Source organism: Shewanella sp. 10N.286.51.B2, assembly GCF_041469265.1.
Taxonomy (GTDB): domain Bacteria; phylum Pseudomonadota; class Gammaproteobacteria; order Enterobacterales; family Shewanellaceae; genus Shewanella.
In genome coordinates, this window is the sequence record NZ_JBFRKH010000100.1 from 1 (window position 1) to 6,049 (window position 6,049).

At 38.3% G+C, this 6,049-nt stretch carries 6 protein-coding genes; 1 reads left to right on the top strand and 5 read right to left on the bottom strand.

All coding sequences use genetic code 11. The annotated features are described in order from the left end of the window. Nucleotides 1–246: 246 nt before the first annotated feature. Both AB4140_RS19325 and AB4140_RS19330 read right to left on the bottom strand, forming a co-directional pair. Nucleotides 247–1,170, bottom strand: coding sequence for a class I SAM-dependent methyltransferase (locus AB4140_RS19325; RefSeq protein WP_372002256.1), 924 nt, complete (start codon nucleotides 1,168–1,170; stop codon nucleotides 247–249). A gap of 22 nt (nucleotides 1,171–1,192) precedes the next feature. Beyond that, on the bottom strand, nucleotides 1,193–2,323 hold the full coding sequence (locus tag AB4140_RS19330; protein WP_102440548.1) for an AI-2E family transporter: 1,131 nt from the start codon (nucleotides 2,321–2,323) through the stop codon (nucleotides 1,193–1,195). A gap of 272 nt (nucleotides 2,324–2,595) precedes the next feature. Between AB4140_RS19330 and AB4140_RS19335 the strand changes: the two genes are divergently transcribed. Continuing rightward, on the top strand, nucleotides 2,596–3,492 hold the full coding sequence (locus AB4140_RS19335) for a TIGR01777 family oxidoreductase (protein WP_372002258.1): 897 nt from the start codon (nucleotides 2,596–2,598) through the stop codon (nucleotides 3,490–3,492). 45 nt (nucleotides 3,493–3,537) lie between these two features. Here the strand turns inward: AB4140_RS19335 and AB4140_RS19340 are convergent, their stop codons facing one another. The 3 genes from AB4140_RS19340 to AB4140_RS19350 form a co-directional block, all read right to left on the bottom strand. Continuing rightward, on the bottom strand, nucleotides 3,538–4,419 hold the full coding sequence (locus tag AB4140_RS19340) for a LysR family transcriptional regulator (RefSeq protein ID WP_102476339.1): 882 nt from the start codon (nucleotides 4,417–4,419) through the stop codon (nucleotides 3,538–3,540). A 170-nt stretch (nucleotides 4,420–4,589) separates the two neighbouring features. Continuing rightward, nucleotides 4,590–4,886 carry an antibiotic biosynthesis monooxygenase gene (locus tag AB4140_RS19345; protein ID WP_102440545.1) on the bottom strand — a complete coding sequence of 99 codons (297 nt, stop codon included), beginning with the start codon at nucleotides 4,884–4,886 and terminating at the stop codon, nucleotides 4,590–4,592. A gap of 345 nt (nucleotides 4,887–5,231) precedes the next feature. Beyond that, nucleotides 5,232–5,534, bottom strand: coding sequence for a hypothetical protein (locus AB4140_RS19350; protein WP_303501686.1), 303 nt, complete (start codon nucleotides 5,532–5,534; stop codon nucleotides 5,232–5,234). Nucleotides 5,535–6,049 lie beyond the last annotated feature (515 nt).

Genomic DNA, 6,049 nt, shown 5'->3' on the forward strand with positions numbered 1-6,049 from the left:
CAGAATCTGTTACACCCTCGCATAAGTATATATAGTCTCTAACACAAAAGTTATCAACTTGTTAATCGTCAATCAAACACTTACAGAACATTCTAGTGATTTCAAACAGGCTTAGCCGATAACCATGCGAGTTACCTCGATCACTTCTCCACCTTTAAATTATCCTCAAATAAAAAAGCACAACTGAATTGTTATTCAATTGTGCTTTTTAAAGAAATATAGATGTGTCACTACACGGTTAAATACTTATAACTTATAGCGTAAGACCTTCAAGGATTTTTGCTCATCAATATCAGTAAACTCGGGGGGATTATCAATACGCTCAACAAAGGTTAAGCTTTCTGCAGTTTCTTCAACTTGCTTCATTAAAAAATCACAGCCAAGCTCAGGCGCATTTAAACACAACAACACTTCACCGTTATCAGCCAGTAACTCTGGTAAACGTCTCAGCAGCCTTACATAATCTTTGGTGGCAACAAAACTTCCTTTTTGATTACTTGGTGGATCGGCAACAATTAAGTCATAAGGCCCAAGTTTGGTTAGTTTGCCCCATGATCTAAAGATGTCATGACCGAGAAAGCGTGCGCCTGAAGCAAAATCATTGAGCAAATGGTTTTGTTTGCCTATGGCTAATGCGCCCTTGCTCATATCCATATTAACCACTTCAGCCGCTTCGCCCTGTAAAGCGACAACAGAAAAGGCGCAGGTATAAGCAAATAGGTTAAGCACTTTTTTATCCTTTGCGTGTGCTTTAACCCACTTTCGACCATTGGCCATATCAAGGAAAATACCGTGATTTTGCCCGCGTAACAGGTGGACTAAAAAATGGGCGCCATTTTCTGTCACTATGTGTTTTTCAGGTACTTCACCGGCAACAACATCGGTTATAGTTTGCCCTGCATTACGGTACTGAAATACTAAATTAAACGGTTTATCGCCATGACACTGCTGCCAAACTGCTTCAATATCAGCAACCATTGACTGTCTTTCTGATTCTGGCAGCTCTTTAAAGCTGGTAAGCAGTAACACAGGGTTAAACCAGTCTAAGCAAATATGCTCATAACCGCTAAAGAGCCCCCCGCGACCATGAAATAAGCGACAAAGGTCATCACCTAATTGTGCTTGGGCTAATGCGTTAACCGCAGGAAAATTTGAATCATTTGAATTCATTTATAACGCTCATTTATGTAAATTAAACATGACCATTTTCGGACTTTTCAGATGGGGTTTCATCTGTTGTTTGTTCGGCTTCTTCTACTCGGGCAACTAATTCCCCATTTTTGTCATCTTCATCATGGATTTCATCAGATAACAAGATAGCCAACCACTTACCACTGTCACTGGACTCTAATGCAATTTTGACAATCATAGTCAGTGGTACAGATAACAGCATCCCTACTGAGCCAAGTAACCAGCCCCAAAAAATTAATGACAAGAACACCACTAAGGTTGATAAGCCTAAACCGCGGCCCATAAATTTAGGTTCAACCACATTACCCATGACAGTATTTGTGCCTAAAAATAATAAAGCCGTAACACCTGCAGCCCCTGGCCCCATTTGAATGAATGCCAATAGTACCGCTGGAATAGCAGCAATTATAGAACCAATGTTGGGAATATAGTTAAACAGGAAGGCTAACACTGCCCACAATAATGCGTAGTCAACCCCAATAATACTCAAGCCAATACCGACAATAATACCGGTGCCAATACTGACGAGGGTTTTTATCACCATATATTGATTAACTGAATGCAAAAATTTATCAATTTGCTTTAAGCGCATGTCTGGATCGTCTAAGGCAAAATGAAACTTTTTCGGTAATGATTGGGCTTCAAACAACATAAAGATAATGGTCAAGATGATTAGAAACAGATTTGCCATCACATTACCAAGGCCTGACAACATATTAGTGGTCATGCTTAAGGCCATACCGGGGTCAAAGTATTCTAAGGCTTTTTCTTTAGAGATATTAATATTTAACGCGGTTAGCTTTTCTAATATCCATGAAAACTGCTCAATTAATTGTTGGCGGTAAACCGGTATTTGTTTAGAAAACTCATTAATAGAGCTGCCCACTAAACTCGCCAGCCATAAGCCCATTAGCACGATCAATAGCATCAACAGTATAATTGATAGCCATTTAGGTACCCTAAAACGGCTCATAAATACAATGGCGGGATTACAAACAACCGCTAAAAATGCAGATAATACAAACGGGACCACAATTGGACTTGCTGTTTTGATACCGGCAAGGATCACCACTAAGCAAGCCATGATGGCAAAACCACGTAACGCAATCGAGGAAGAGTTACCTCCATTCATAATGAAAACCTTTTTATACTTAAACGTGAATTAAACTAAGATTTGTTAAGTTGAAACTATATGCGTAATTAATTGAAAAAACAAAACAACTAACTGCAAAGTTATTGATTATACCTGTTATATTTTGTGTATAAATGTTTAAAGCGCCCCAAGGGTGAATTAAGCGAGTAAAATTAATTAATTTGAAACTAAAGCAAGTCACTAAACACTGATCGAAACGCTAAGCTAGCACGTATTATTACTTATGTTGGCAAAATGAATGGTGAGACTTTATGAAGATTTTAATAACTGGGGCAACAGGATTTGTTGGCCAACAATTAGTACATTTACTGCAAGAAGAACATAAGCTTACTATTGTTAGCCGTAATATTGAGCATGCTGAAGCCGTGCTGGGTAATAAACATCAGTACTTATCAGGCCTTGATACCTTAGACAATCTCAATGAATTTGATAGCGTGATAAATCTAGCTGGAGAGCCCATTGTCGGCAAACGCTGGAGCCAACAACAAAAGCAACGTATTTGCGACAGTCGCTGGAATATAACCGCCAGACTGGCCCAGCTGATCCAACAAAGCACCACCCCACCAGCAAGTTTTATTAGCGCCTCTGCCATCGGCTTTTATGGTCGCCAAGGCCAACAGCCTGTTGATGAGCATAGCCAAGCCCATGATGAGTTTAGCCATCAGGTTTGTAGTGAGTGGGAACACTTAGCCTTAAAAGCCCAGTCAGAAAACACCCGAGTCTGTGTGCTCAGAATTGGCATTGTATTAGGTAAAAATGGCGGTGCATTAGCAAAAATATTGCCACCGTTTAAATTAGGCTTGGGCGGCCCGATTGGTAAAGGCACCCATGGGGTTAGCTGGATCCACATTGATGACCTAACCCATCTGATTGAACACTTAATTAACTCTAACGATGCTAAGGGTATTTTCAATGCTACCGCACCGAATCCTGTTAATCACAAGCAATTTGCTCAATCATTAGGCTTTACCTTAAAGCGCCCAGCTAAAATCCCGACACCTGTATTAGCATTACGGTTAGCCATGGGCGAAATGGCAGACTTAATTGTTGAAGGGCAATTTGTATTGCCCAAACGTACATTGGCGTCAGGCTTTAACTTTAAATATACCCATATTGACCCAGCGTTAGATTCAATTTTTAATGCCTAATCACTTGGATATGTGCAGTTCTGATTATTGTGGTCTTCAAGAACACTATTTACTATTAACCAGCTCAGTGGTTTTATCCATAAACCACTGGTAACGTTTTGGTAAAGGTCGATGTTTTTTATAAATCATGTACAAGGGCTCTTTTACCTGCTTATCAAGTTTAGCAATCGATATTGCCGCTACATCACTAAAGCTTTTTACTGCAAACTCAGGTAACACAGTAAAACCTAGGCCTTTTGAAACTGGCAACAAAATTTGGTTAAGTTGATTAACATAACTGACAACCCGAACCTCTATTGCTTGTTTATCTTTATAGTTATTAGCCACCACTTGCTGCCAATTATGCATCGCATCTGGGTGAGCAACCATGCCCAACGCCATTAACTCATCATAATTTATTACCGTTTTTGATTCACTTTTCGGCACCACAAGACAAAGGTGCTCATAGCCTATGGCTAACACTTCAAGTTCAGGGTCGGAAACAAGCTGGGTCACAATGCCAATATCAATATCGTTATTGGATAATAACTCTATTATCCTTCTATTGGGTCCAGCTTCGATTGAAACATTCAGCTGCTGATGTTTGATTTGATAATCAATAAAGTGCGGATATAACAATGAGGCTAATGAACCTGAACAAGCAAAGCGGCACTCACCCACATGTTCTGAATCAAGCTGTAAATCGGTTAATAATTGCTGCTGTTCCTTAACTAGAGATTGGCCATATTGCTGTAACTGCATACCGGCCGACGTTAATTCAAAGCGCTTACCAAAGCGTTCGATTAACTTTACGTTCAACTGCTTTTCTAATTTCTGCACATGCTGACTCACACCCGGTTGAGTCATAAACAACTGCTCAGCAGTTTGAGTAAAGTGGCCTACTTCAGCCAATTTTAAGAAGGTCGTTAACCATTTTTGATTAATCATCAAAGTTACCTTTGTTATTCAAGCAGCAAGTGCAGATGGCGCGCTCTGCTAATCTTTAGTTTTGATAGCATAGCAAATTTTAAATAACAGCAGGTTATAAAACTTACTCACTTTGATAATTAAATGATTTAACTATTCGCAGTAAGAAGCTGGAGAAAGTAAGTTAACAACTATTGATTATCGAAGGAATATTGCCTTTTAATTTCGACAACTTCAACGCTGTAAGCGCGGTACCACTTATCTTGACCTAACTTTTGCGCCACGGCATGTTTTGAATCTTGATGCCAAGCTTGAATATCTGCCTCTGAATGCCAATATGAAATCGCGATTTCCTTATCCCCTTCTGATACTGCAATAAAATCGATGCAATTATAATGGTTAAACGCTAGGTCCCTCATCACGGCAACAGTATCTGAATAATGCTTATCTTGTTGTCCAACCGTTGCTTTAAATATCACCGCAAACATGCTTCAAACTCCTTTTGATTAGTAATAAGGCATAAAAATAGGGAGTAACACTCCCTATTTCTGCCAAAACTTATTTAATTAAATCCTTGAACTACCCACTTTCGTCAACGTTCAAAGTTTTCACCAGTCGACTTATCAAACTCGAAAAAATGCCTTACGTACCACAAGTGAACAGCAGTCGTAGTAAGGCGTATCTTCTAAGCTAACGAGTGTTTGTCTAGGTCTGGCCATCTTAAGTCACCAAGTAATGAGCAATAACTAAAGCCGAGTGGAAATTAAGAATTTAACTAATTGGGGTAAGCCATGCAATTTAGATTAGTAAAGTGCTAGCTAGTTTAATCGTTTTTAAGGTGAAGAGTTTTCAACAGTTTTATCAGGTAAATAAAGCAATATTATAAACCCAATAAAAAGTAATGCCCATAATAAAAAACCTAAAAATGAGGGGTATCCTTTGGCTTTGGAATAAAAGCAAAAAGCAAGTAATAATGAGATAAAATTAGCTCCAAATACTACCATTTTAAAAACAGCCTCATTACTGTCTGCAGGAAGAAGATTATAAGGCTGTGATATAAAGTAGATAATAAATAAAAAGCTTACTAACCATAAACTTGTAAATATAAGAGAGGTTTTTTTATGCTTAATAATCATGTTTCTTCCTTGAATTTAGATTGATAAGTTACAATATTTTAACTAATTAATTATATAGCCAATTTCAATTACAAATCAAACTATATCCCATGTGAATGCGGTGTATACTCTGAACAGTTTCGAGGTTCGCAACATGCTTTTTTATCTGCAAATTAACGGCTTACCTGCCAGTGCGCTTCATCAACATCTACACCTGTTTGGATAAAATAATGTCAGTGATAGAATTTAATTACTGCTAGATTATTATTTTGAACGTACAGTAGTATTGCGTCAACATTTCGAAAAAACACATCTTTTCCAAGCGCTTAAGCAAGAATATATCCGAGTCCTTTTCGATAAATTATTGGTTCTAGGTATAATGTACTGGTCAACTCCAATTGGACACTTTTAGTTAGGAACTTTCAAACTCAACAGGTGATAAATCACTCTTCGCTGCAATTAACAGAAGTGCTAAAGCATTTTTAATGCTTTTAAACCAAAACCCATATAAAACCTACTGTAACCCTCCCTTATAT